Raw genomic sequence first — 1737 nt, forward strand, 5'->3', positions numbered from 1 at the left:
GAACACGTCTGTGCCGTCATCGACGCCGACGGCCTCGCCGCCGTGCCACGAACCATCCGGCTCGCCCGGATGGCCGTCCACGGCCGATCCGACCCCGGAGTGCTCCGGGTCCGGGACAACTGGCTGCACGCCGTCACCGCGGCAAATCCAGAACTGTCAAAAGCCCTGCATGACGCAGTCTTCCGGCCGCTCGCCACGCTCACCGAACACGAACGCAACGGCATCCTCGAGACCGTCGGCGACCTCGTGGCACACGGCGGCACCATCGCCGACATCGCAGCGCGGACCTACCGCCACCGCAACACCGTGCGCAAACGTCTGCACGTGTTCACGTCTCTCACCGGATTCGATCTGTCCCAGACGACCGATCTCGCAACGGCGGCCATTGCGTTCACGATCGAGAGCGCGGCATCGAACTGAGCCGGGCTGTTCAGACCGACTGCCTCATCGCGGTGACGATGATCGGCCTCGGCATCTCGCTGGCAGTGTCCTAACGGTGCGGCCGCAGAGCTAGCTGTCACCCGCTGAGCGGCCAAACACTCAGCAGCCGAAGACAATCCGGCTCGTTACGAACCTAAGACGCACCGACCCACGTTAGAGCCGCTTCTCGAAGAAGAGCTGGGCATACGGGTTGTCGTTGTAGCGGTCGATACGGACGTAACCGGCACGTTCGTACAGCGCGATCGCCTCGGCGAGGCCCTCGTTCGTGTCGAGGCGCACACGGGTAAATCCGTGATCGCGGGCAAGCATCTCCAGGTGGCGCAGTATCCGGCCGCCCAAACCGGCACCACGCCAGCCACTGTCGACCCACATGCGCTTGATCTCGGCGACCCGCTCGGCCCCACCCGCATCGAGCGGACGGATGCCGCCGTAGGCGACCGGCTCCCCGTCGCTGAGCGCGGCGACGTAGCGCCCACCGGCCTCCGGATCGGTGGGCGCACCGGGGTCGAAGCCCTGTGGGAACCGGTCGTTCAGTTCGCCGAAATAGTGCGTCAGCGCCGTGTGTGCGACGGGCGAGTCCTGCATGACCTCCACGAAGCGCACTGTGGCAGCACGCACGAGCAACTCGGCGGTCGCGAGGGCATCGGCGAGGCGCTGCTGTTGCCGGGACGTCAATGGCGCGACGAGCTCGGCGGCCAGGCTCTCCGAGCGCTCCTCCAGTTCGGCCGCGGCGGCACGGCCAGTGGCGGTGAGCTCGACGATGCGGCGCCGTCCGTCGGCAGGATCCGGCACGACGCGGACGAGATCCTCGCCCTCCAGCCGGGCGAGGATACGGGTGACATAACCGGAGTCGAAGCCCAGGCGGTCGCGCAGCTCGCGGATCGTGACCGTTGCCGCGCTCGCGATCTCGAACAGCACCCGCGACGCGTTGAGCGGCCGGCCGGTGCCCAGATATGACTCGTCGAGCACACCGACTCGTTGCGTGTAGGTGCGATTGAACCGCCGCAGGACGGAGGTGACGCTCATATCTCTGACTATAGTCAGAGATATGAGTGGACGCCGATGCGGTCTCGTTCCGAGTCCTAGCGCGGTGCGTGGGCGAGAACGTCGTCGAGTTCACCGAGAAGCTGGTCGGCGTGCTCCGTGGTGAACGGCAGCGGCGGGCGGATCTTGAGCACGTTCTCGTGCGGCCCGGAGGAGCTGATGAGGATTCGACGGTCGCGCAGCTCGTTGACCACCCACCCAGCCGTCGCCGCGTCGGGTGAGTCGCCGCCGACGAATTCCATTGCGGTGAAC

The 1737-nt window shown here is 66.9% G+C and carries 2 protein-coding genes and 1 pseudogene; 1 reads left to right on the plus strand and 2 read right to left on the minus strand.

The window, feature by feature from the left end; genetic code table 11:
* Positions 1-420: helix-turn-helix domain-containing protein (locus ACRDUX_RS35615; protein ID WP_526421364.1), on the plus strand; the 420-nt coding region annotated here is incomplete at its 5' end.
* A gap of 174 nt (positions 421-594) precedes the next feature.
* Here ACRDUX_RS35615 and ACRDUX_RS35620 read toward each other — a convergent pair.
* Positions 595-1410 (minus strand): GNAT family N-acetyltransferase, encoded by an 816-nt coding sequence (locus ACRDUX_RS35620; protein WP_526421366.1) that lies wholly within the window; start codon positions 1408-1410, stop codon positions 595-597.
* 113 nt (positions 1411-1523) lie between these two features.
* A pseudogene (locus tag ACRDUX_RS35625) lies at positions 1524-1737 on the minus strand (aspartate aminotransferase family protein); the annotation flags it as partial.

The organism is Mycobacterium sp., from assembly GCF_050701675.1.
Lineage (GTDB): Bacteria > Actinomycetota > Actinomycetes > Mycobacteriales > Mycobacteriaceae > Mycobacterium.